We start from the raw sequence: 22,762 nt of genomic DNA on the forward strand, positions 1-22,762 counted from the left end.
CCCATACGAGTACCCAGACCTCCGCGGCGGCCGAGACCGAGAGGGCCGCGCCGCAAGGTCATCCTGGACGCCTCGCCATGCCCGGCACGCTCGCCGTGCCCTCCCACGGCCGGACCGGTTGCTTCAGGCCTGCTTCCGGTAGGTGCGGAAGGCACGCGTGGACAGCAGGCCCATGACAAGGGCCGCCGCTGCTACGCGGGCAGCATCCATCGTCACACCCCTTGTCGTGGGCGAGCCGGCGGGCGGCGCAAGGCCAGGATCCGATCACCGGGCGTCCTGGCCTGGGCTCTGTGTCCGGTCGTAGTGGTCGAGGATCCTCGCCACCGTCGGCAGATCGATGCGGTCGGCCCTCCGGAAGTGCGAGCGGACGACCTCGGTGAAACCGGCCGGCGTCGTGCATCTGATCAACGAGACGGACAGGGAAGGGCCGTCGCCCAGCACCACCTCACCCGCGTCGTCGGCAGGCCGCCCGACGACGAGCACGGCCTCGACGTCGGAATACGACGGGGCGTAGCCCCGGTGCCCTTTGTTGACCTGGTAGACCCAGTCGCTCCGGGCTCTGCCGAGTTGCTCGATCTCCCGCACGCCCGAGGAGAAGGACCGCCCGTCTCGCAGCAGTTCTTTGTAACCGACATCCCGGTACACCCCTGAGGTCCACGTCGTCGTGGAGACCAGCAGCACTTTGGGCCCGCACACGACGGCGACGGGAAAGGGGCCCTTCTCCAGGCGAAAGAAGCGAGCGGCCGGAAGTTCGAACAGCAGATCTCGCAGGTCCGGCAGCCGGGGGTCTTCGTAGGGCTCGCCGAACCAGATCGTGCTCGCCATGGTCTCGGCGATCGCCCGGCACCGCGCCAGGCTGCGCAGCATCAAGGACCGCATCCCGGATTCGTAGGAGTGGATCCACCTGGTGCTGAAGGCGGTGACGAACGAGACCAGGCCGGCCAGGGTCCAGACCAGCATCAGCCAGCGATCGCCACCGGCACCGATCACCACTCGAACGCCGTAGAACACCATGGCCACGAGCAGGGCGAACCCGATCAGCAGCCCTCCGAAGAGGCCTGGCCTGTCCGGCAGTTCGTCCTCCTTCCCGGGGGAAGTCCGCTGGTCCGGGTAATCCCACTCGGAGATCGTCATCGCGCCCAGCGAATACGTGCCGACGATGATGAGGAACAGGGGGAACACGATCCGATCCGCCGGCGACTGGTACCAGACCTGGCCGGCGGTGATCAGGAACCATGCGAGAGCGGACGCCATCGCGGTCGGCGCGAGCCACGCCCGCGGTTCGCGGACTTCGGGCCACGTGAAAAGGTCCGGGTCAGGTGGCTGCCTTCTCGCCGTCGTGCGGGTATTCGGCCTCGGCCGCGGGGAGGCGTCGCCGGGGTGTCCGTCCGAGACGGTCTCCCGCACACGAGCCGGAAGCGACCGAACGCCGACGGGACCGTCCCGGTCGTCGCGAAGCGCGGCGAGCCGGTCGCGGAGCGTGGCGGCGTCGGGCCTTGCGGCCGGATCGGAGGCGAGCAGCCGCAGCAGCAGATGCCTCAGTCGCGGTGGGATGTCGGGTCGGGCCGCGAGTCCGCGGGATACGTCGTCCGGTGATGCGGTGGATGCCGGCCCGCCCGTCAGCAGCACCTGGAGAGTGCGGCCCAGCGAGTACATGTCGGCACGGGCGTCGACCACGCCCGGGGACTGCTCGGGTGCCATGAACGCCCGGGTCCCAGGGACACCCCAGCCGGTGAGGGTCGTCGTGTCGGGAAACCGCGCGATCCCGAAATCGCAGATCTTCACGCCGCCCCCGGTCAGCGCCATCAGGTTGGCCGGCTTGATGTCGCGATGCACCAGTCCCTGGGCGTGCGCGTACGCCAGTGCGTCGGCCACCTTGATCGCGAGCTCCACGACCTGGTCGACGGGCAGGCCCTGGGGGCTGTCGTCCAGGAGTTCCCGGAGACTCCGCCCGTCGAGCAGTTCCATCACCACATACGGCGCCCCGTCATGACTGCCGATGTCGTGGACGGCGGTGATCCCCGGATGCTGGAGCCTCCCCGCGGTCCTGGCCTCGCGCCGCAGCCGGGCGATCAGCTCCGGCGCCGCGTCCGCGGGCACGCCCTCGGCGACGACTTTGATCGCCACCTGCCGCCCCAGTTCCAGATCGCGGGCCGACCAGACCTGCCCCATGCCACCCTGACCGAGCACCTTCACGAGCTGATATCGCCGGTTCAGCACCAGCTCCGGTCGCGGCATCACGGTCCCGTTCCCGCCCTCTCGCCGTCTCCCACGTCGTAGGGTCGACCACTACTGCGGTGAGTGATGTTCCGTGCACTCAGAATGAATCATTCCAGAAATCACCATTCCGTCCAGGGTGACCGGTGAGGGGCGGCTTTCGGCCACGACCGTCACCTTCGAGGAGAGCAGAAGCGCACGCTCGTTATCGCCGCGACGGCGGCGTCGCCCGGGGCGGCCGCGTGGTGACCGCCTACTTCCGAAGGTTGAACGCCGCGGAGACTCGCCGTGCAAGGTCTTCCTCGGTGACGGTGAGGTCCACCTTGAGCCCGTTCAGGTCCAGGTCCCGGGTCTGCTCGGTCAGCCGGTCGGTGAACATGGCGTCGCGCTGGAGCAGATTCTGCAGTGCGTGGTGCGGATTGCCCGTCTTGGCGACGAACCCCCACGCCGGGCCACCCCGGCCGTCGAACACCGTCCGGCGGAACCCGGGAGTGGGCAGCAGCCACACGGCGTGGTCCATCTCGGTGAGCAGGGGCCGGACGAGCCCGGGCAGCAACCGGAACCCCTCGGCCAGCACCGGACGGTCGGCGGGGAGAGCGAGCAGATCCTCCACGATCAGGGCGAACCCCTCGCCCCGGTACCAGTGGAAGGTGTCGAGCATCTCGCGCGGGCTTCTGGCCACCCACCGCTCGTCCATGTCCATGGCCGCGAAGTCGCGCAGGTAGGGAGCCTCTTCCGCGGGCATGCGCCGGGCGTGGTCGGGCATGACCGCGTCGGTGTCGTACAGGTGCATCCCGTGCCCGTCGGCGATGCGCCGGGCGATGGTGGACTTGCCGGCGCCGCTGCCGCCGCCGATCCAGTAGACGTGCCGCAACCGCTCCCGCGCGACGTCGGGGCGAGTCCCCTCATTCGGGGCAGAGTGCATGCGTCGGCTCCTCGCGGGTGCCTGTCGGCTTGAGGTCTCACCGCTGCGGCGGCGGTCGGCGGTCTGGCAGAGGTCAGCGTACTGACGGGGCCATCCGGCTCCAGGCGTGGGACAGCCGCAGGGACGGCCTCCAGAGCGACCATGAGGCCACCGGCGTGAAGGGGCGAGTCCGACATTCGCCGTTCGGATGCCGGACCCGCCGGCGGGTCATCCCTTGACGGTCAGCAGCGGCCGCAGCTCGACGACCGGGTCCGCGACGCCGGCCCGTCCGAGGCTGGACACGACGGGGCCGATGTCCTTGTACACCCATGGCGCCTCCTGCTTGAGGTCGCGCCGCCAGGCGGCCATGACGTCCGCGCGGCGGGTGACCGCGGGATCGCGGTGGTCGAGGGGCGTGACCACGCGGAACTCGGCGAGGAATGCGTCGAGTTCGGCGTCGCCGGCCCGGGACGCGGCCCCGCGCGGAACGCGGCGGCCGGCGCCGTGGCACGCGCTCGCCAGCGTCCGCGGATTGCCGTGCCCCCGCAGCACGTAGCTGGCCGCCCCCATCGACCCGGGCACGATGACCGGCTCGCCCCACATCGCGTACGGTCCACCCGCCATGTCGGCGTACCCGCCCGCGGGCGTCGCGCCCTTGCGGTGCACCACCGACCCGTCGTCGTGCCGCCACAGCAGGTTGTGCGGGGCGTCGTAGACCAGATCGCCGGTGAGGTCGCCGCACTCCGCGGCGAGTCCCTGGCGCAGCATGAGCGAGAGGAAGAACCGGTTGCCGACCGCGAAGTTCGCGGCATTGCCGAACGCGTCGAGATAGCGCCGCAGCGCCGCCTCGTTCCGCTCACCGGAAAGGATCGGAAGGATCTTGTTGTCCGGCATCGGGACGGAGGCGGGCCACGCCTTCCTGGCCAGCTCCAGGCCGTCGGAGTTCGCCTGGTGCCCCAGCGACAGCGAGCCGCTGTGCACCATCAGCACGACCTGGCCGAGCTCGAACCCCCAGGCGTAGGCGGCCTGACGGTCGTGGACCGACGCGACGTACTGCAACTCGGCGAAGTGGTTGCCGCCGCCGACGCCGCCGATGATGCTGTCGTAGCTGGTGCCGCCCGCACTGTCGATCCAGTCGCGGAACGACTCGGCGGTCGTGGTCGGGTACCGCTCGCCGTGGATCCGGCCCGGCCGCCCGTCCTCGGGCCGGTGCTGCGACCAGATGCCGTTCGCGGAATCCCGCGGGACCCCGAGCAGGCCGGGCAGCCCGTCGCGCAGCAGGGCCTCGCGCTGGACCCCCGACAGGGCGATCCGCCGGCCGCCCTCGAAGAACAGGTGCCGCAGCCGCCCTTCCAGCGCGTCCAGCCGGGGGCGAACCTGGTCGACGGTGAGCGAGGTCGTCTCCAACCGCATGCCGCAGTTGATGTCGTTGCCGACCGCCTGCGGGATCAGCGCACCGCTGGTCCGCAGCACGGTGCCGATCGGGATCCCGGCGCCTTTGTGCAGGTCCGGGGTGAGCGCGACACGGTCGATGCTCGCCTGCCGATGTCCGGTCGCGTCGGCGAGCCGCGCCAGGGTGTCGGCGGTCTCGAGCACGGTGAGGATCTCCTCGACCGCGCTGGGCTCTATCGGCACGTCGACGCCGGCGCAGATGTCGACCGGGACGTCCCACCGGTTGGGGAGTTGGAGCCAGTCGTCGTCGGTACGGACGAGGCGCGGGTCCTGTCGGGGTGCGGTCATGAGCTCTTCCTTGGTGGCTGCTGGATTTCGGGCATGGTTCACACACGTGATCGTCCAGAGCGGACGCACGGGACATCGCTCGTAGGCGATGGAAGCCCCGAGGTTCAGCAGCCGCGAGGTGCGACGAACATTAGCCGGGGTAGGCAGTCCGGCCAACCGAATATGTCCACGCCCGCATCCCGGGATCGACCGGCGCGGGCCGGCTCCTCCAGGGCCGCGCCGGGCGGCACGCGAACGGCGGCACGCGAACGGCGGCATGCGAACGGCGGCATGCGAACGGCGGGGAGGGTGAGCCTCCCCGCCGCCGGGTCATGCAGAGTCGGCCTGCCGACTCTGGATCACCGCCGCCCCGCAGGAGGCGACGAGGATCAGGCCGATCGCCACCCACCCCAGGGGGCCGGGGGCCGTTTGCGCCACGACCATCCCCAGGAAGGTCCCAAGGAGGGTCCGCAGCGGTAGGAGCATCGCCGTCGTCGACGCGCGAAGGCCCCTGCCGTAGGCCTTCACCATGACGACTCCGCTGAACAGCGCGAGGAAGAATCCGCTGCCCGCGCAGATCAGCAGATACGGCCAGCCCCCACCGGTCATGCCCGACCAGCCGCCCTCAAGTGCCCACGCGCCCACTCCGAGGATGGCGAGGGCGGGAATGCCGGCGAGAGTGTTGATCTTCCCGCCGGCTTCCTTGTACTCCTCCATCTTCCTGTTGTGGAAGGCGTAGCTGGCCGCAGTGATGATCAGGCTTCCCAGGCCCAGCGCCCACATCGGAACGGGCAGGCCCAGGACATGGACGTGCGGGATCGCATCGGTGAAGACCCCTCCGCCGGCGCCGCCGACCGTGTCGGTCGCCAGGGCCCAGATGCCGAGCACTCCCAGGACCGGCCACATGACGGTCGAATATCTCCCGTTCCTGACGTCCCGCACGGCATCGGGGCCGACCATGAAGATGGCGCTGAACAAGAACGAGAGCGGCTGCAGGAGCTGCAACTGAACCCACCTCAGAACGTACTGGTAGGCCAGATTGTTCGCCCCCATGGCGAGGCCCAGGAGGATGGACGGCATCCATACGTCCCAGCGACTTCGCAGCGTCGGCCTGAAGAAGAACCAGAAGACCGGCGTTCCGAAGAGCACCGCGACGCAAGACGTCGTGATCGGCCCCACGTTTTTGGTCACGCCCACGAGCACCAGGATGTAGCCGTTGGCGAGGCCCGCCGCATTCGCGGCCGTGACCATCATGAGCACTTTTTTGTCCGCCGCACGGAGATCGCTTGACAGCGTCTCCAGATGCCTGCGGGCGCCTGCGAGGAACTCTCGCGGGCGCCAACTTTTCCTTTTCACGGGAACCCCTTGTTTGTTGGGGCGCGCAAAGGGATCCCGGAACATGTCCCCGGCCCTTTTCGCGCCCGCTTCCGCGGAACGACTGAAGAGCCGGGAGGCTTTTCAGTTATATGTTGCACCGCAATCTTACCAGAACGGCGGTCGCGAAAATGAGCACCATATTCACCGGGGAGCCGGTGCTGCGGCCGCTCGTCCGGTTGCAGTTCGGGTGGGCAGCCGGATAGGGCCGAGATCTCCGCACCCGCTATCCGCCCCTTTCCCGAATCCGGGATTCACTGCCGGGCGGCTGAGTGCGGGCGGCGGTGCGGGGTCGGAATGGAACACCCGAGTCGAGTAGGGCCGCGGGGTCGCCGGTGAGGTCCGCGAGGCCGGGTCCCCGGTCTTCGACGCCATCGTCGCCGGGACGGCGCCGGGCATGGTCGGCGGCATCTGGAACACGGGCGTGGGGAACGCCGGTGTACGGATGGCCGAGCTCTGGCCGCCCCCTCGTGCTGGGCGGCGCGACCGGGTTCAGGCGCCGGTGTGGTTTCGGGGGCGGGAGGCGAGGTGGTCGCCGACTCGGCCGACGAGGAGGGTCATCTCGTAGCTGATCTGCGCCGGGTCGGCGCTGGCGTCGCTGAGCACGGTCAGCGAGGCGCCCTCGCCCGCCGCGGTGACGAAGAGGAACGCGTTGCGCATCTCGATGATCGTCTGATGCACCTCCCCCGCGTCGAACTGGCTCCGCGCGCCCTGCGCCAGGCTCTGCAGGCCGGCGGCCAGCGCGGACAGGTACTCCGCGTCCTCCCGGCTCAGGCCGGCGGACGCCCCCATGAGGAGCCCGTCCGCCGACTGCACCACCGCCCTGGTCACCTGCGGCACGCGTTTGACGAGCCCGTCGATCAGCCAGTCCAGCCGGTCGGTCGATTCGTCCCGCAGCGGCGTCACGTGAGTTCCCCTCTTCCGAGACATCGTTGACCGTCAGGGGTCACCGAACGTCGGCACATGATTCCACCGAACGGTCGGCAAGATCCACAGAATCTCGGACAAATGATCAAGTCGGTGGCTACGGTGACACGAGATTCGGCTGTCCGGTGCATCACCAAGTCTGGGAGACGACACCACCCATGACCGAGCTCATCAGCCACATCCGCGCCGACCTCGGCCGGTCCGCCCGGTGAAGGGCTCGCGCCGCAGGCGCTCGATCCGGTTCTCGCTCTCCGGCCTGATCATCATCCCGATGATCTCCCTGGTCACGCTGTGGGCCTTCGCGGCGCAGAGCACCGCGTCCGAAGCCATCAACCAGCGCAACCTCGACACCACCAACGAGATCTACGGCGGCGCCGCGCAGCCGTTGCTGGTGACCCTGGCCCAGGAACGGCAGGAGTCGGTCGTCTGGCTGAGCCGCAACACCCTCCTGCCGCGCACGTCGATGGACGCCGTCCGCACGAAGATGGACGGCACGATCGTGCAGATGAACAAGGCCGTGCGCTCGGACGAGTTCCAGGCCACCCTGACCGGCCCGATGAAGCAGCGGCTCTCGGTGCTGATGGGGAAGCTCAACCGGATCAAGGTTCTCCGGAGCCAGGTCGACTCCCGCGCGATGACGAGGCTGGAGGCGTTCAACGCCTACAACGACGTCCTCGAAGCGCACTTCCAGTACATCAACGTGCTGGTCGCCGGCGACGGCCTCCAGCAGTCGTACCACCTGGCCAACATGTCGCGCGCCATCGAGCTGCTCGGGCGCGAGGTGGCGCTGGTGGGCGGCGTGCTCAGCGACGGCGGCCGGATGACCGCCGGCGAGCACGCCGCGATCAGCAAGCTCGTGTACGAGCGGCGGTTCCTGGAGACTTCGAGCCTCTCCCAGCTCAAGCGGGCCACCGCCGCTCCCTTCCGGCAGGCGCTGTCGTCCCCCGCCGTGACGTCCTTCACCGCGGTGGAGGACGGCATCCTGGCGACCCCTCCCGGAGCAAGGCTGCAGGTCAGCCCGGCCATGTGGAAGGACGCCGCGGGGGCGTCCATCGGCGCGGTGGACGGTGCGCTCGGGAAGTCGCGCGCGCTGGGCGCCGAGGACGCCAAGAAGACCTCTGACGAGACCCTGCTGCGCCTCGCCGTCATCGGCGCCGTCGGCCTGGTCGCGATCGTCCTGACGGCGCTGCTCATGCTCCGCTTCGGCCGCCGCATCAGCCGCGACCTGCTGGGCCTGCAGCGCACCGCGCGCGCCCTGGCCGAGGAGCGGCTGCCCGACGTCGTGCGTCGGCTGAGCCGCGGGCACGAGGTCGACGTGGCGGCGGAGGCCCCGCCGCTGGAGGTCGGCAGGACGGCCGAGGTGTTCAACGTCGCGGCGGCGTTCTCGTCCGTGCAGCGCACCGCCGTTCAGGCCGCCGTCGGCCAGGCCGAGCTGCGCGCCGCGGTCAACCAGGTGTTCCAGAACCTGGCGCGGCGCAACCAGTCGCTGCTGCACCGCCAGCTGGCGATGCTGGACACGCTGGAGCGCAAGGCCTCCGACCCGGACGCGCTGGCCGACCTGTTCGCCATCGACCACCTCACCACCCGCATGCGGCGGCACGCCGAGGGTCTGATCATCCTGTCCGGCGCCGCGCCCGGTCGCGGCTGGCGCCACCCGGTCGGCATCCTGGACGTGCTGCGCGGCGCCATCGGCGAGATCGAGGACTACGCCCGCGTCGAGGTGGTCAGCACGGCGGAGGAGGCCATCATCGGCTCCGCCGTCGCCGACATCATCCACCTGCTGGCCGAGCTGATCGAGAACTCGACCGTCCTGTCGCCGCCGAACACGCCGGTCGAGATCGACGCCGGGCTGGTGGGCCAGGGGTTCGTGGTGGAGATCCAGGACCGCGGCCTGGGGATGAGCCCGGACAAGCTGGCGGCCGTCAACGAGCAGCTCGGCCGCGAGCCGGAGTTCGATCTGACCAACGGCGACCAGCTCGGGCTGTTCGTCGTCGGGACCCTCGCGCACCGGCACGGGATCAAGGTGGCGCTGGAGCCGAACTCCTACGGCGGCCTCAAGACCATCGTGCTCCTGCCGCGCTCGCTCGTCGTGTCGGCGGACCGGGCCGGCCGCGCGGACGACACCGACACCCGTCAGGCGGGTGTACCTGCGACCGCCCCGGCCGGTACCGTTCCGGACGGGACCGTGCCGCCGGCGGCTTCCGACCCTCGGGACAACATCGGCCGCGACACCCAGGAGTATGCGATGGACTCCGTTGGACGACACCGCGTCGGCAGAACCGAGACCCGCGGTGACCAGGACCCGTTCGGCATGCCGCCGCCGCCCGAGCCGCCCGGCACGGCCGCGCCAGCGTCCGCCGAGCAGCCCGCGCAGACGGCGCCCACGACCGCGAACACCCATGCGGGAATGCCGCGTCGCGTGCGCCGCGCGAACCTGGCCCCGCAGCTGCTCGACGCCGCGTCGCCCGCCCAGGAGGAGAAGAAGCCCTCCGGGCAGGACGCGCGCTCGCCGGAGCGGGCCCGCTCGGTCATGGCCTCGATGCAGAGCGGATGGCGGCGCGGGCGGGCCGAGCCGCCGCCGGCCCCGCCCGGCGGACGGAACGACGAGGGTGAGCGATGATGGAACCCGCGATCACCTCCGAGGACGTGCGCCGGCTCCTCGACCGCCTGGTCGGCGGCGCGGCGCTGGTGGGCGGTGCGGTCCTGCTGTCCAGAGACGGGCTGGTCGTGGCCTGCTCCTCCGGCCTCGGCCGGGAGGACTCCGAGCATCTGGCGGCACTCGTGGCGGGCGTGCAGGGGCTCGCCCGCGGCGCGTGCCGGCGGTTCGACGGCGGTGAGTTGATGCAGAGCGTCATCGAGATGGACTCGATGCTGGTGTTCATGGTGTCGGCCGGGGAGCAGGCGTGCCTCGCCGTGCTGAGCTCCCCGGACGCGGACGCGGGTGCGGTCGTGTACGCGATGACCGAACTCGCCGAGGGACTCGCCGAGCGGCCGCCGGTCATTCCCCGGCTGTCGGGGTCGAGCGTTAGGTGAGACCGGGTGAGCAGTGACCGATGGCTCGACGCGGACGCGGGACCCGTCGTCCGCCCCTACACGGTCACGCGGGGCCGGACGCGGCTCCGCAACGACAGCCTCGACCTGATCTCCGTGCTGGAGGCGACCGGCGTGCCGGTCTCCCGGCGGGCGCGGCTCGACCCCGAGCACCGCAGGCTGCTGGCGATCTGCCAGCGGCCGATCACCTTCGCCGACCTGGCGTCCGAGGTCAACCTGCCCGTCGGCGTCGTGCGGGTCCTGATCGACGACCTGCGCGACGAGAATGTGCTCAGGGTGCTGAAACCGACTCCCACCGGCGACGTCCCGGACGAGCTCGTACTAAGGAAGTTGCTGAATGGACTACGTGCACTCTGACACCGCCGTCCACGAGCCGGGCGCTGCCGGCACCGGCGGCGGTCAGCTGACCGCCGCGAAGATCCTCATCGCCGGCGGGTTCGGGGTCGGCAAGACGACCATGGTGGGGTCGATCAGCGAGATCCGCCCGCTGCGCACCGAGGAGATCCTCACCGACCGGAGCGTGGGCGTCGACAACACCACGGGCGTCGACGGCAAGACCAGTACCACCGTGGCCATGGACTTCGGCCGGATCACGCTCCCCGACGACCTGGTGCTGTACCTGTTCGGGACGCCGGGCCAGCAGCGGTTCTGGTTCATGTGGGACGAACTGGTGCTGGGCGCCGTCGGCGCGGTGGTGCTCGCCGACGTGCGCCGCCTCGCCGACTGCTTCGGCGCCGTCGACTACTTCGAGGACCGCCGCACCCCCTTCATGGTCGCGGTGAACTGCTTCGAGGGCGCCGAGCGCAAGGACCCCGAGGACGTGCGGATCGCGCTGGACCTGGACGAGGACGTGCCGCTGGTGCTGTGCGACGTGCGAAGCCGGGAGTCGGCCAAGCTGGTGCTGATCACCATGGTCCAGCACGTCCTCGCCAGGACCGTGTCCCAGCGCTGAGCGCGCCCGCCGCCCGGTGCCCGCGCGGCGGCGTCAGGACCGCGGCCCCGCGCCGCGGGACGCGAGCGACGGCCCGCGGCGCGTCCACGGCTGCGTGACGGGCCTCGTCCGCGCGCTTCGGCGCCGTGCCGCGAAACAGGACAACCCTCGTAAGTCCCATCCCGCTCCCACACCCCCGGATTGGATCGAATGTCACCCCTCCTGCCCTCCTTCCCCGCCGCAGACGAAGCCCCACTCGACACCTGCGTCCGGCTACGAGAAATCGCCCCTGTCGTCGAGGTGGAATTCCCCGGTGGCGTCGCCGCGTACCTGGCACTGACCCACGACGCGGTAAAGGAGATCCTCGCCGGAGACAACAAGACCTTCCTGCGGGATCCCGAACACTGGCCCGCCCTGCACGACGGAACGATCCCTGAGGACTGGCCGCTGCGCGCCATCGTCCAGGGGGGTCACCTGTCCACGAAGGACGGCGCCGACCACAGGCGCCTGCGCGGCCTGGTCGGAAAGGCGTTCACGCCCGCGCGGGTCCAGGCGCTGGAGCCGCGCGTCCAGCAGATCGTGGACACCCTGCTCGACGACGTGGCGGCCGCCGGCGACGGCGTCGACCTGGTTCCCGCCTTCACCGAGGCGCTCCCGATGTGGGTGATCTGCGAGCTGTTCGGCGTCCCCGCCGATGACCGGTCCCGGATGCGGAACTGGACCGCCACCCTGCTGGCGCACACGACGCCGCCGGAGGAGGCCTTCGCGACCCAGAACGCTCTTCAGGCCTACTTGCACGACCTGGTGGAACGCAAGCGGCGGAACCCCGGCGACGACCTCACCTCCGGCCTGGTGCAGGCCAGTGACGAGGGCGACAGGCTCACCACCGAGGAACTGGTCGGCGTGCTGTGGCTGATGCTCGTCGCCGGTCACGAGACCACCGTCCATCTGCTCGGCCATGCCATCGTGGCGCTCGCCCAGAACCCCGACCAGTTCGAACTGGCCAAGGCCGAGGACCGGTGGGACGACGTGGTCGAGGAGACCCTTCGCTACCGCCATTCGGTCATGATGACCAGCTTCCGCTTCACGGCGCAGGATGTGACCGTCGCCGGAGTGCACATCCCCAAGGGCCAGGCGGTCGGCGTCGTCTACCAGGCGAGCGGCATCGACCCGGCTGAGCACGGCGCGAGCGCGGACCGGTTCGACATCACCCGGGAGCAGAACGCGCGCCTCGGCTTCGGCCACGGCCCCCGGTACTGCATCGGCGCCTCGCTGGCCCGCCTGGAGGGCCGGCTGGCACTCGCCACGCTGTACCGGCGGTTCCCCGACCTCAGCCTCGGCATCGACCCCGGCGACATCCCCTACTCCCCGTCCTTCTTCACCGTCGGCCCGCTCTCCCTCCCCGTCGCCCTCGGCACTCCGAAGGCCTGACGGATCCCCCTCGGCCCGGCGGCCCCGGCCGCCGGGCCGACCCGTCGGCGGGCAGGCTCGACCGGGCCGTCAAGAGCTCGCCGGCGTGCCACAGGACGATGGAGACCGACGCGGCCGCCGGTGGATGACCGCCGCCCCCATACGCGGGGCGGGTGAAAAGTGGTGCGAGACCTGCACCTATCGGTGGTGGTACCCCCTACCGGATTCGAACCGGCGCTACCGCCTTGAAAGGGCGGCGTCCTAGGCCGCTAGACGAAGGGGGCCCGTGGTGGCGGAGATGGGCGCCACTTGACTCGCCAAGTCTAGAGGACGTGGCGGGGCGGCGTGCAATCGGTTACCCCGGAGAGGGGGTGCGGGACGGGGTGGTGGTGGGGGACGGGGTGCGGGACGGCCAGTCGGACGGGAACTCCGAGGGGAACGGGGACGTCGGGGACGCGGGTGGGGACGCGGCCGGGGGCTGGGGCGTGACGGCGCGGTCCGGGGCGGGTTCGAGGTGGCGTTCGATCTGGGCGGAGGTGAGGCCGAGGCCGCCGAGGCGGAGGTCGTCCCAGCCCTGGAGGCGGTGGCTGGCGCGGCTGAAATAGAGGACGGACAGCTCGATGGGGGTGGGCTCCTCGTGTTCGAGGCCGCGGAGGCCCGCGCCGCCGGTGGAGCCCTGGACGAAGAGGCGGGTGCCGGTGGGCAGGAGCTTGGTCGAGCGGGCGTGGGTGTGGCCGGCGAGGACCATGGGGGCGGCGCCGGAGAATCCCTCGCCCTCGGTGGGGTCGTGGGTGAGGACGAGGTCGGGGAGTTTGCCCGACTTGCGGAGTTCGTCGGCGTGGCGGAGGCCCTCGGCGCGGAGCTGGTCGGCGCCGACGTAGTCGTCGCGGGTGCTCTTGTCGGGGGTGAAGCGGGGATCGCCGAGGCCGTAGATGCGCAGGCCCGCGACCTCGCGGGTCGCGCCGTCCAGGACGATGGCGTTCTTCTCCCGCTCGACGGCCTTCTGGGTCTCCTTGGAGTCGTGGTTGCCGCGGACGTAGACGTAGGGGACCTTCAGGCCGGAGATCTCGTCGGCGAACTTGTCCTCGGGCTTGCTGCCGTGGTCCATCAGGTCGCCGCTGTCGACGATGACGTCGACCTTGAACTGCGTGCTGACGGACTTGATCACGTTCCAGGCGGCGGGGTTGAGGTGGATGTCGGAGACGTGCAGGACGCGGATGGTGGAGGGGTCGGGCTCGTAGGTGGGGAGGGTGGAGGTGGTGGCGTACAGCTCGGAGATGTTGCCGACGAGCCGGGCGAGCTGGGCGCGGTAGGCGGAGAAGCGCTCGACGATGCTGCGTGCGTCGCCGACGACCTGGGGGGCGTTGGCGAGCAGGCCGGTGTAGCGGGGCTCGGCGATGGACTGGGGATTGAACGTCCCCCAGGTGATGAGGGTGACGGCGACGAGGCCGGCGGCGGCGGAGCCGAGGCCGAGCAGGGCGCGCCGCCAGGAGCGGAAGAGGGCGAGGGACGCGACGAAGCTCGTGGCCAGGCCGATCAGGACGGCGCGCAGGAGGAGCTCGGCCAGGCCGTGCCGGAGCTGGCCGGCGATCTGGTCGGTGAGGCGGTCGAGCTCGGTCTCGTCCTCGATCAGCTTCTTGGCCTGGTCGGGACGCAGGTCGGTGAGGCGGGCCTCCAGGGAGACGGGGCCCCCGTGGGTGTCGAGCTGGAGGGCGCCGAGCGGGGGCAGCTTCAGGGTCGTCCCCCCGTGGAGGGACGGGTGGAGGGTGAGCTGCACGTCGGCGGGGCCGACGGGGGTGACGTAGCTGCCGCCGGCGAGGAGGCCGAGGTAGCCTCCGGCGAGCCCGACGATGACGACGAGGGAGAACCGCGTCCAGCGGCTGCCGAGGACGGGCCGGGCGCGGCGGGTGACGGGCGAGCAGGCGGCGCGGGCGCGCGCGGCCTGCGCGCGCAGGGCGGCGAAGGCCTGGGTCGACGCGGCGCGGACCTTGGGCACGTGTTCCCCTTCTGTCGAGCAGAATGATCGGTGTGATGGAGTTGTCGCGAGAGGCGTTCGAGGACCTCGTGGCGGAGGCCCTCGACAGTGTGCCGCCCGAGCTGACCGCGCACATGCGCAATGTCGTCATCGTCGTCGAGGACGATGCGCCGGAGCGCGGCCTTCTCGGCCTGTACCAGGGCGTCCCCCTCACCGAGCGGGGCGACTGGTACGGGGCCGTCCTGCCCGATCACATTTCGATCTACCGCCACGAGATCCTCCGGATATGCGACACCGCGGAGGACGTGGTGGAAGAAGTCCGGATAACAGTCGTACACGAGATCGCGCACCACTTCGGGATCGACGACGAGCGGCTGCACGAACTCGGATATTGATCCGGGAAATGCGCACTGTAGGTCACGCGACTGCCACGCAGCGTGAGTTAATAGGGGAGGGCGCCCGGCACCGGGCGGGCTGAACTGGAGCGTGCGTGGCGGGAAGGCAGACCGGCCGGCATCGTCGTCCGCCGGATGAGCAGGCGACCTACCGCGAGGTGTTCGCGGTGGGTGAGTTCCGCGCCCTCTGGCTCGCGCAGGCCCTGTCGTTCGTCGGCGACCAGCTCGCGCAGGTCGCGCTCGCCGTCCTGGTCTACGACCACACGCGTTCGACGCTGCTCACGGCCCTGATGTACGCGCTGACCTACATCCCGCCGATCGTGGGCGGGCCCGTGCTGTCCGGGCTGGCCGACCTGTTCCCGCGCCGGACGGTCATGGTCGTCTGCGACGTCCTGCGGGCCGGGCTGGTGGCGGTGATGGCGCTCGTGCCGATGCCGGTCGCGGGGCTCGCGGGGCTCGTGTTCCTGACGGTGCTCCTGGGGACGCCCTTCTCCGCGGCCCGCGCCGCCGTCATGCCGGACGTACTCGAAGGCGACCGATATGTGGCGGGGTCGGCGATCGCGAGCGTCACCCAGCAGATCACGCAGGTGCTGGGCTTCCTCGTGGGCGGCGCGGCCGTCGCCGTCGTCGGCACGTACGAGGCGCTCGGCCTGGACGCGCTGACGTTCGGCGCGTCCGCCGTCGTCCTGATCGGCGGGCTCCGGCGGCGGCCCGCGCAGCGGCGCAGGGAGCCCCAGTCGCTCGGGCTGTGGCGCGGGACGCGCGACGGCGTGCGGCTCGTGTTCGGCGATCCGGTGCTGCGGTCGCTGGTCCTGTTCGCGTGGCTGTGCGCGTTCTACGTGATCCCCGAGGGCCTGGCCGTCCCCTACGCGGCGACGTTCGGGGGCGGCGCGGTGACGGCCGGGCTGCTGCTGGCGGCGATGCCGGCGGGGATGGTGGTGGGCTCGCTGCTGTTCAGCCGGTTCGTCCGTCCGGCGAAGCGGCTTCACGTGATGGGGTGGATGTCGATGCTGGCGTGCCTGCCGCTGATCGGCGCGGGCGCGCATCCGCCGTTGTGGTGCGTCGTCGCGCTGTGGGCGCTGTCGGGTGTCGGCGGCGCCTACCAGCTCGCCGCCAACACCGCGTTCGTGGGGGCGGTGCCCGCGGCGGGACGCGGGCAGGCGTTCGGGCTCGCCCAGTCCGGCATCCTCGCCGGGCAGGGCGTCGGCATCCTCGTCGGCGGCGCCGCGGCCCAGGTGCTCGGGCCGGAGACGGTGGTGGCGCTCGCCGGCGTCCTCGGCCTGTCGGCCGCCGCGATACTGACCCTGGGCTGGAACCAGGTCCGCGGCGGCGTCATCGCCGGGACGCGCGAGCACGCCGAGCCCGTCATCGTCACCCCCTCCGCCGGGGGCGGCGACGAACTGTCCGGCATCCCGGCGTCCTAGGCGTGGGTGCGGTTCTTGTTGACCGCGTCCTTCGTCTTCTGCACCGCGTCCTGGACGGTCGGCGAGTCGCTCGCCTTCTTGAACAGGTCCTCGGCGACCGACTTGTGCGCGCCCTCCTCGGGGATGAGCAGCCACGCGATCGCGTAGAGCGCGATGCCGGCGCCGCCGAAGATCGTGAAGATGCCCAGGCCGAGCCGGATGAGGTTGGGGTCGACGCCGAGGAACCGGCCGGCGCCGGAGCACACGCCGGCGATCATGCGTCCCTCGTGCGTGCGGCGGAGTTGCCTGCCCGTGGTCTTGTCCATGTCCATGCCCTCGATCATGCCCAGCGGAAGGTAACTCTGACATCCGGATTCGCCCTGATTCATCCCTGATTGGACCCCTGCCCGGTCAGGGTCGGGCCTCCGACGTACCCTCGTCGCGGACGGCCCCGGACGGAGGAGACCCCGCATGGACGTGCTGCGCGTAGACGACCGCCTCACCGGCGAGGAGCGGATGGTCCGCGACACCGTGCGCGCCTTCGTGGCGGAGAAGGTGACGCCCCACCTGGCGACCTGGTTCGAGGACGGGACGTTCCCCGCGCGCGAGCTGGCGCCCGAACTCGGCAAGCTGGGCCTGCTCGGCATGCACCTGGAGGGCTACGGCTGCGCCGGGACGAGCGCCGTCGCCTACGGGGTGGCGTGCCGGGAGCTGGAGGCGGCCGACTCGGGGCTGCGCAGCTTCGTGTCCGTCCAGGGCTCGCTGGCGATGGCGGCGATCCACAAGTACGGGTCGGAGGACCAGAAGAACGCGTGGCTGCCGAGGATGGCCGCCGGGGAGGCGATCGGCTGCTTCGGGCTGACCGAGCCCGACCGCGGCTCCGACCCCGGCGACCTGCTCACCCGCGCCACGCGGGACGGCGCCGACTGGGTGCTGGACGGCGCCAAGATGTGGATCACCAACGGGTCGATCGCCGACGTCGCGGTGGTGTGGGCGCGCACCGACGACGGGATCCGCGGCTTCCTCGTCCCCGGGGGCACCCCGGGGTTCACGACGAGCGACATCCACCGGAAGCTGTCGCTGCGGGCGTCGGTCACCTCCGAGCTGGTGCTGGACGGTGTGCGGCTGCCCGAGTCGGCGATGCTGCCCGGCGTGAAGGGCCTGAAGGGCCCGCTCGGCTGCCTCTCGGAGGCCCGGTACGGGATCCTGTGGGGCGCCGTCGGGGCCGGGCGGTCCTGCTACGAGGCGGCCGTCGACTACGCCAAGACCCGCGAGCAGTTCGGCAAGCCGATCGGGTCGTTCCAGCTCACGCAGGAGAAGCTCGCCTGGATGGAGGTCGCCCTCGGGCAGGCGGGCCTCGTCGCCCTGCACATCGGGCGGCTCAAGGACGAGGGGAACGTGACCCCGCAGCAGGTCTCGTTCGGCAAGCTCGCGAACGTCCGCGCCGCGCTGGACGTCGCCCGCGAGGCCCGGACCGTCCTCGGCGCCAACGGGATCACGCTCGAATACCCGGTCATCCGGCACATGAACAACCTGGAGAGCGTCCTGACCTACGAGGGCACACAGGAGGTTCACCTGCTGACCCTGGGGAAGGCCGTCACCGGGCTGGACGCCTTCCGTTAAGCGTTGCTTGAACCCTCCGCGTAGGGTTATTCACTGGACGTCCTGCATCCGAGCTGGGCAGACTCGCCCGGTCGGACGATCTACATGAGGGAGCGGCATGAGAGTCGGCATCGTCGGGGCCACCGGACAGGTCGGGGCCAAGATGCTCGAGATCCTGGCCGAACGAGGATTTCCGGTCGACGAGCTGCGGCTCTTCGCCTCGGCGCGCTCCGCGGGCCGCAGGCTCCCGTGGAACGGCACCGAGATCACCGTCGAGGACGCGACGGCCGCCGACTACAGCGGCCTCGACATCGTGCTGTTCTCCGCGGGCAAGACCACGTCCAGGGAACTGGCCCCGAAGGTGGCCGCCGCCGGCGCCGTCGTGATCGACAACTCCTCGGGCTGGCGGATGGACCCGGAGGTCCCGCTGGTCGTCGCGGAGGTCAACCCGCACGCCGCGACGCAGCGCCCCAAGGGCATCATCGCCAACCCGAACTGCACCACGATGGCCGCGATGCCGGTGCTGCGCCCCCTGCACGCGGAGGCCGGGCTGACCGCCCTCGTCGTCTCCACCTACCAGGCCGTCTCCGGCAGCGGCCTCGCCGGCGTCGCCGAGCTGCACGACCAGGCGGCCAAGACCGTCCAGACGGCCGACCGGCTGACCCACTCCGGGACGGCCGTGGACTTCCCCGAGCCGTCGGTCTACGTGCGCCCGATCGCGTTCAACGTGCTCCCCATGGCGGGCTCGATCGTCGACGACGGTCTCGCCGAGACCGACGAGGAGCAGAAGCTCCGCAACGAGAGCCGCAAGATCCTGGAGCTCCCGGACCTGAAGGTGTCGGGCACCTGCGTGCGCGTCCCGGTCTTCACCGGTCACTCCCTGCAGGTCAACGCCCGGTTCGAGCGTCCGCTCAGCCCCGAGCGCGCGAGCGAGCTGCTGGCGGGCGCGCCCGGCGTCGTCCTCTCGGACGTCCCGACGCCGCTCCAGGCCGCCGGCCAGGACCCGACCTACGTGGGCCGCATCCGCCGCGACGAGACCGTCGAGAACGGCCTCGCCCTGTTCTGCTCCGGCGACAACCTCCGCAAGGGCGCGGCGCTCAACACCGTCCAGATCGCCGAGCTGGTCGCCGCCGAGAGCTAACGGCGCCCCCGCACCTGCAGCGAATCGAGAAGGGCGGCGGTGCTCCGCGCGATCTCCTCCACGGCCCGGTCGAACGCCTCCGCGTTGTGCGAGGCGGGCGCCCGGAAGCCGGAGATCTTCCGCACATACTGGAGCGCCGCCGCCCGCACGTCCTCATCGGTGACGTCGTCGGAGTAAGGCGGTCGAAGCGTTTTGATACTGCGGCACATGTCTTCAGTGTGCCCGCCCCCACCGACAGATCGCACCGAGCGCGCGACGTCCCATCGGCACCCCCGGACACAGCAACCCCAGCCACCACAGCAATCCGCGACAACCGGAATGGTCGCGATCGCGTCCGAAGGCAGATTCGAGCGAAGCAGGACCTGATCGCGCAGGCTCAATCAGCACCCGCCATGGCAACAACCTCAGCCCGCTGCGCAACCCCGCGACAACCGGAATGGTCGCGATCGCGTCCGAAGGCAGATTCGAGCGAAGCAAGACCTGATCGCGCAGGCTCAATCAGCACCCGCCATGGCAACAACCTCAGCCCACAGCGCAACCCCGCAACAACCTCACCATCGCGATCGCGTCCGAAGGCAGATTCGAGCGAAGCAAGAATCTGATCGCGAAGCGAGCCGCAAGGCGAGCCGGAGCGATGCCAGCGATCGCCCGCAGTGCCCGACGATGGAGGGCCGCCAGGCCCGAAGGAGGAGGGCACTGCAATAAACAAGAAACGCCCCCTCTGGCACAGCCAGAGGGGGCGTTGGGCGGGGGGCGGGCCCCGTCTCTTCTTGCGGTGCACGGGCCGGGCCGAGATTCGTCCCGTGCGGTCGCCGGTGAACGGCCCTTGGGGGTGGGGGTCGGGCTCTTTCGAGTGGATCGCGGCGGGTGGCCGGGTGTCAACGAATCCATCCGCCACTGGATTTTCAATGGTGTGAACGGGGCCGTGGAAAACTCTGAAACCGGCCCCCTGCCTGCGGCTACTTGGTGATCTTGAGGTTGTCCAGGCCGGTCTCGACGAGGCTGCCGGTACCGGCGTCGGCGGCTTCGGCGACGATGCGGACGGTCTGGCCGGCGTAGGCGGAGACGTCCGCGGTCTGCGTCTGCCAGGAGCCGGCACGGTTGGAGGCCGCGCCGGTCTGGTCGAGGACGGTCGTGGAGCCGTTCGGCCCGACGACCCGCACTCGCAGGTAGTCGTCGGTGGAGCTGTTGTTCAGATGGGCGAGGTACCAGGAGAACGACAGGGTCTTCGAGCCGGCCGGCAGCGCGATCGCGGGCGACTGGACGGTGGTGGCGCCGCCGTCCAGGTCGTTGGTCCCGGCGTCGGTTCCGGCGGCCGCGCCCGTCACGAGGGCGCCGCTGCCGCTCGCGGCGGCGAGCTGCAGGTTGGTGCCGGAGTAGCTGGTCGGCTGCGGGGTGCCGCGCTCCCAGCGGCCCGCGGTGGCGGTGTCGGTGCCGTTCGGGTTGGTCGTCCAGCCGGTGCCCGATTCGAGGTCGTCGGTGAAGACGGTGTCGCCGGGCGGTTCCGTGGTGCCCCCGTCGCCGCCGAGCGTCCAGACGGCGTGCGCGATGGCGTCGGAGTTGCGGTCGAGTGCGGTGTCGTCGATGTTGGACGTGGTGTCGCAGGACGAGTGGTAGCAGCGGTCGAACGCGACGCCTGCCTGGCCGCCCCACAGCTGCGCCTGCTGGGTCGTCTTGCGTCCCTCGGCGCCGGTGAACAGGCCGCCGGCGGCGATCCCGTACCGGATGAACGGCCCGTAGTCGGAGCGGCCGTCGAACGCGGTGTCCTGGACGGGCACGTTGATCGTTTGGAAGTGGGCGCGCAGCGTCTGCTCGATCTCGGCGGACCCGGCGGGGCCGCCGCTGCCGCTGGAGCCGTCTCCGTCGTAGGCGAAGTAGCCCGGGTTGGGGGAGCCGACCATGTCGAAGTTCAGATAGCCCTTGATCTTCGACCGCTCGGTGGAGGCGAGGTTGTTGACGTAGTTGGTCGAGCCGACGAGGCCGAGCTCCTCGGCGCCCCACCAGCCGAACCGCAGGTGCCGCTTGGGCGCGTACTTCTCGCGGGCGATGGTGAGAGCGATCTCCAGGTTCGCGGCGGAGCCGGAGCCGTTGTCGTTGATGCCGGGGCCGGCGGTGACGCTGTCGAGGTGCGCGCCGGTCATGAGGACGTTGTTCGTGTCACCACCGGGCCAGTCGGCGATGAGGTTGTAGCCGGTGGCGCCGTTGTAGGTGAACGACTGGACGCTGGTCTGGTAGCCGGCGGCGTCCAGTTTGCCCTTCACGTAGTCGATCGAGGCGCGGAAGCCGGTGCGGCCGTGGGCGCGGTTGCCGCCGTTGGCGGTGGCGATGCTCTGCAGCTGGGACAGGTGCGCCTTGACGTTGGCGAGCGGGATGTCGGGCGCGGCCAGCGTGGCGGGCGCGGCCGACGCGCCGGACGGGGCGAGCAGGGCCGACGCCGCAAGGGCCGCCGCGCCCAAGGTCGCGATCATGCGCGATCTCATGCGTTCCTCCAGGTAGGGCGCGGCCCGCGACGGGGGAGCGGGCCCCGTCACGGGCCGCGGGCGGGGGGCGGTCAGGCCTTGGTGATGGAGACGTTGTCGATGCCGGCCTCGACGAGGCTGCCGGTGCCGTTGTCGGCCGCCTCGACGAGGATGCGGACGGACTGGCCGGCGTAGGCGGACAGGTCGTACGTCGCCGTCTGCCACGCCCCGGCCTTGTTGGCCGCGGCGCCGCCCTGGTTCAGCACGGTGCTCGACCCGTTCGCGCCGACGACGCGGACGCGCAGGTAGTCCTCGGTCGTGCTGTTGTTGAGGTAGGCGAAGTTCCAGGAGAACTTCAGCGACAGGGTGCCGCTCGGCAGGCTGATCGCCGGGGACTGGACGCTGCTGACGCCGCCGTCGAGGTCGTAGGTGCCCGCGTCGGTTCCGGCGGCCGCGCCCGTCACGAGGGCGCCGCTGCCGCTCGCGGCGGCGAGCTGCAGGTTGGTGCCGGAGTAGCTGGTCGGCTGCGGGGTGCCGCGCTCCCAGCGGCCCGCGGTGGCGGTGTCGGTGCCGTTCGGGTTGGTCGTCCAGCCCGTCCCGGACTCGAGGTCGTCGGAGTAGACGGTGCCGGGCTGGCCCTGCCCGACGGTCAGCGTGTAGGTGGCCGTGCGGTCGACGGACGCGCCGTCGGCGAGGACGGTCAGCCTGTAGGTGCCGTCAGCGGTCCCGGCCGGGACGGTGACGGTCATCGTGGACGACTGGCCCGAGGTGACCGTGGCCGGGGAGAACGTCGCCGTGGGGCCGGACGGGCTGCTCGTCGCCGACAGCGAGACCTGCTGGGCGCTGCCGCCGGTGGTCTGGGTGCCGACCGTGGCGGTCGCCGTCCCGCCGGCCTGGGCGCTGCCCGAGCCGGGGCTCAGCGTGACCGTGAAGTCGTTCTGCTGGGTGCCGCAGGACGCCTCGCCGCTCTGCGCGGGGACGCTGATCGCGCTCCACGCCGCCTTCACCGCGTTGCACTCGGTGGCCGAGCCGGGGAACAGCTGCAGCGCCGCGTTGATCGTCTCGACGCGGGCGCGGGCGTGGCTCCAGCTCGTCACCTTGCGGCTGAGGCCGCCCATGAAGATCTGGCCGGCCTTCTGGATGCCGATGCCGGTGACGGTGGAGCTGTTGCAGGTCGGGCTGGTCGGGTTGCCGTTGGTCGGGTTCGAGCCCTCGGCCAGCAGGTAGAACCAGTGGTTCTGCGGGCCGGCCGCC

19 protein-coding genes and 1 tRNA gene are annotated in these 22,762 nt (G+C 70.9%); 9 read left to right on the forward strand and 11 right to left on the reverse strand.

The window, feature by feature from the left end; all coding sequences use genetic code 11:
- Window positions 1-264 precede the first annotated feature (264 nt).
- The 5 genes from AB0H37_RS39565 to AB0H37_RS39585 form a co-directional block, all read right to left on the reverse strand.
- Window positions 265-2,238, reverse strand: coding sequence for a serine/threonine-protein kinase (locus AB0H37_RS39565; protein WP_360617771.1), 1,974 nt, complete (start codon window positions 2,236-2,238; stop codon window positions 265-267).
- Between the two features lie 232 nt (window positions 2,239-2,470).
- Window positions 2,471-3,142: a hypothetical protein gene (locus tag AB0H37_RS39570; RefSeq protein ID WP_360617772.1), complete on the reverse strand. Its 672-nt coding sequence runs from the start codon at window positions 3,140-3,142 to the stop codon at window positions 2,471-2,473.
- A 207-nt stretch (window positions 3,143-3,349) separates the two neighbouring features.
- Window positions 3,350-4,861, reverse strand: a complete 1,512-nt coding sequence (locus AB0H37_RS39575) for an RtcB family protein (RefSeq protein ID WP_360617774.1) — start codon at window positions 4,859-4,861, stop codon at window positions 3,350-3,352.
- Window positions 4,862-5,170: 309 nt separating this feature from the next.
- On the reverse strand, window positions 5,171-6,241 hold the full coding sequence (locus AB0H37_RS39580; RefSeq protein WP_360617776.1) for a hypothetical protein: 1,071 nt from the start codon (window positions 6,239-6,241) through the stop codon (window positions 5,171-5,173).
- A gap of 465 nt (window positions 6,242-6,706) precedes the next feature.
- A complete protein-coding gene (locus AB0H37_RS39585) occupies window positions 6,707-7,120 on the reverse strand; it encodes a roadblock/LC7 domain-containing protein (RefSeq protein ID WP_229810243.1) in 414 nt (137 codons plus the stop codon).
- A gap of 229 nt (window positions 7,121-7,349) precedes the next feature.
- Between AB0H37_RS39585 and AB0H37_RS39590 the strand changes: the two genes are divergently transcribed.
- From AB0H37_RS39590 to AB0H37_RS39610, 5 genes are all read left to right on the forward strand, one after another.
- A complete protein-coding gene (locus AB0H37_RS39590; RefSeq protein WP_360617777.1) occupies window positions 7,350-9,761 on the forward strand; it encodes a nitrate- and nitrite sensing domain-containing protein in 2,412 nt (803 codons plus the stop codon).
- Window positions 9,758-10,174, forward strand: coding sequence for a roadblock/LC7 domain-containing protein (locus tag AB0H37_RS39595; protein ID WP_360617778.1), 417 nt, complete (start codon window positions 9,758-9,760; stop codon window positions 10,172-10,174). Before AB0H37_RS39590 ends, AB0H37_RS39595 begins: the two co-directional genes overlap by 4 nt.
- A 6-nt stretch (window positions 10,175-10,180) precedes the next feature.
- Window positions 10,181-10,549: a DUF742 domain-containing protein gene (locus tag AB0H37_RS39600; RefSeq protein WP_179832054.1), complete on the forward strand. Its 369-nt coding sequence runs from the start codon at window positions 10,181-10,183 to the stop codon at window positions 10,547-10,549.
- A complete protein-coding gene (locus AB0H37_RS39605; protein ID WP_179832055.1) occupies window positions 10,530-11,144 on the forward strand; it encodes an ATP/GTP-binding protein in 615 nt (204 codons plus the stop codon). Before AB0H37_RS39600 ends, AB0H37_RS39605 begins: the two co-directional genes overlap by 20 nt.
- A 279-nt stretch (window positions 11,145-11,423) precedes the next feature.
- Window positions 11,424-12,554 (forward strand): cytochrome P450, encoded by a 1,131-nt coding sequence (locus AB0H37_RS39610; protein WP_329096220.1) that lies wholly within the window; start codon window positions 11,424-11,426, stop codon window positions 12,552-12,554.
- Between the two features lie 187 nt (window positions 12,555-12,741).
- On the opposite strand, the gene AB0H37_RS39615 is transcribed toward AB0H37_RS39610, so the two are convergent.
- Window positions 12,742-12,817 (reverse strand) — tRNA-Glu (locus AB0H37_RS39615).
- A gap of 71 nt (window positions 12,818-12,888) precedes the next feature.
- On the reverse strand, window positions 12,889-14,529 hold the full coding sequence (locus tag AB0H37_RS39620; protein WP_360617780.1) for a metallophosphoesterase: 1,641 nt from the start codon (window positions 14,527-14,529) through the stop codon (window positions 12,889-12,891).
- 32 nt (window positions 14,530-14,561) lie between these two features.
- Here AB0H37_RS39620 and AB0H37_RS39625 point away from each other — a divergent pair, with 32 nt between their 5' ends.
- On the forward strand, window positions 14,562-14,903 hold the full coding sequence (locus AB0H37_RS39625; protein WP_360617782.1) for a metallopeptidase family protein: 342 nt from the start codon (window positions 14,562-14,564) through the stop codon (window positions 14,901-14,903).
- 95 nt (window positions 14,904-14,998) lie between these two features.
- The gene (locus AB0H37_RS39630) at window positions 14,999-16,327 is read left to right on the forward strand and encodes an MFS transporter (RefSeq protein WP_360617783.1); all 1,329 of its coding nucleotides are present in this window, start codon (window positions 14,999-15,001) and stop codon (window positions 16,325-16,327) included.
- Here AB0H37_RS39630 and AB0H37_RS39635 read toward each other — a convergent pair.
- A complete protein-coding gene (locus AB0H37_RS39635) occupies window positions 16,324-16,650 on the reverse strand; it encodes a PspC domain-containing protein (RefSeq protein ID WP_360617785.1) in 327 nt (108 codons plus the stop codon). The genes AB0H37_RS39630 and AB0H37_RS39635 overlap by 4 nt on opposite strands.
- 127 nt (window positions 16,651-16,777) lie before the next feature.
- On the opposite strand from AB0H37_RS39635, the gene AB0H37_RS39640 reads away from it, so the two are divergent.
- Together AB0H37_RS39640 and AB0H37_RS39645 are read left to right on the forward strand one after the other, a co-directional pair.
- Window positions 16,778-17,929 carry an acyl-CoA dehydrogenase family protein gene (locus AB0H37_RS39640; protein WP_360617786.1) on the forward strand — a complete coding sequence of 384 codons (1,152 nt, stop codon included), beginning with the start codon at window positions 16,778-16,780 and terminating at the stop codon, window positions 17,927-17,929.
- 97 nt (window positions 17,930-18,026) lie between these two features.
- Entirely contained in the window at window positions 18,027-19,049 is a 1,023-nt protein-coding gene (locus AB0H37_RS39645) for an aspartate-semialdehyde dehydrogenase (RefSeq protein WP_179832060.1), read from the forward strand.
- On the opposite strand, the gene AB0H37_RS39650 is transcribed toward AB0H37_RS39645, so the two are convergent.
- The 3 genes from AB0H37_RS39650 to AB0H37_RS39660 all read right to left on the reverse strand — a co-directional run.
- Window positions 19,046-19,258 (reverse strand): DUF2277 domain-containing protein, encoded by a 213-nt coding sequence (locus tag AB0H37_RS39650; protein WP_329096208.1) that lies wholly within the window; start codon window positions 19,256-19,258, stop codon window positions 19,046-19,048. The two genes, AB0H37_RS39645 and AB0H37_RS39650, sit on opposite strands and share 4 nt — an antisense overlap.
- 750 nt (window positions 19,259-20,008) lie before the next feature.
- Window positions 20,009-21,517, reverse strand: a complete 1,509-nt coding sequence (locus AB0H37_RS39655) for a M28 family peptidase (RefSeq protein WP_360617788.1) — start codon at window positions 21,515-21,517, stop codon at window positions 20,009-20,011.
- An 83-nt stretch (window positions 21,518-21,600) separates the two neighbouring features.
- Window positions 21,601-22,762: M4 family metallopeptidase (locus tag AB0H37_RS39660; RefSeq protein ID WP_360617789.1), on the reverse strand; the 1,162-nt coding region annotated here is incomplete at its 5' end.

It is taken from the genome of Actinomadura sp. NPDC023710, assembly GCF_040639875.1.
GTDB lineage: Bacteria > Actinomycetota > Actinomycetes > Streptosporangiales > Streptosporangiaceae > Spirillospora > Spirillospora citrea.

What these genes read in the sequence shown, in the direction of transcription:
- AB0H37_RS39570 (WP_360617772.1), bottom strand. Translation starts at nt 3,142, where the DNA reads ATGCACTCTGCCCCGAATGAGGGGACTCGCCCCGACGTCGCGCGGGAG.
- AB0H37_RS39655 (WP_360617788.1), bottom strand. Translation starts at nt 21,517, where the DNA reads ATGATCGCGACCTTGGGCGCGGCGGCCCTTGCGGCGTCGGCCCTGCTC.
- AB0H37_RS39635 (WP_360617785.1), bottom strand. Translation starts at nt 16,650, where the DNA reads ATGATCGAGGGCATGGACATGGACAAGACCACGGGCAGGCAACTCCGC.
- AB0H37_RS39565 (WP_360617771.1), bottom strand. Translation starts at nt 2,238, where the DNA reads ATGCCGCGACCGGAGCTGGTGCTGAACCGGCGATATCAGCTCGTGAAG.
- AB0H37_RS39575 (WP_360617774.1), bottom strand. Translation starts at nt 4,861, where the DNA reads ATGACCGCACCCCGACAGGACCCGCGCCTCGTCCGTACCGACGACGAC.
- AB0H37_RS39645 (WP_179832060.1), top strand. Translation starts at nt 18,027, where the DNA reads ATGAGAGTCGGCATCGTCGGGGCCACCGGACAGGTCGGGGCCAAGATG.
- AB0H37_RS39650 (WP_329096208.1), bottom strand. Translation starts at nt 19,258, where the DNA reads ATGTGCCGCAGTATCAAAACGCTTCGACCGCCTTACTCCGACGACGTC.
- AB0H37_RS39640 (WP_360617786.1), top strand. Translation starts at nt 16,778, where the DNA reads ATGGACGTGCTGCGCGTAGACGACCGCCTCACCGGCGAGGAGCGGATG.
- AB0H37_RS39580 (WP_360617776.1), bottom strand. Translation starts at nt 6,241, where the DNA reads ATGTTCCGGGATCCCTTTGCGCGCCCCAACAAACAAGGGGTTCCCGTG.
- AB0H37_RS39605 (WP_179832055.1), top strand. Translation starts at nt 10,530, where the DNA reads ATGGACTACGTGCACTCTGACACCGCCGTCCACGAGCCGGGCGCTGCC.
- AB0H37_RS39595 (WP_360617778.1), top strand. Translation starts at nt 9,758, where the DNA reads ATGATGGAACCCGCGATCACCTCCGAGGACGTGCGCCGGCTCCTCGAC.